Below are 255 nucleotides of genomic sequence, written 5' to 3'. Positions count from 1 at the left end.
CCGGGAGGGGAGTGAAATAGAACCTGAAACCATGTGCCTACAAGCAGTCGAAGCACGTTAAAAGTGTGACGGCGTACTTTTTGTAGAACGGACCGGCGAGTTACATTAACAAGCGAGGTTAAGACTGTAAAGTCGGAGCCGCAGCGAAAGCAAGTCTGAACAGGGCGCATAGTTTGTTGAAGTAGACCCGAAACCGGGTGATCTACCCATGGTCAGAGTGAAGCTGAAGTAAAATTCAGTGGAGGCTCGAACCGA

1 rRNA gene is annotated in these 255 nt (G+C 49.8%); it reads left to right on the top strand.

Annotated elements, in window-relative coordinates:
* Positions 1-255: ribosomal RNA gene (locus V6C27_14930) — 23S ribosomal RNA — on the top strand; the annotation flags it as partial.

The organism is Peptococcaceae bacterium 1198_IL3148 (genome assembly GCA_036763105.1).
In the GTDB taxonomy this organism is placed as follows: Bacteria; Bacillota; Desulfotomaculia; order Desulfotomaculales; family Desulfohalotomaculaceae; genus JBAIYS01.
Note: the sequence above shows the minus strand (reverse complement) of the source record. Positions and strands in the feature narration are given on the sequence as shown.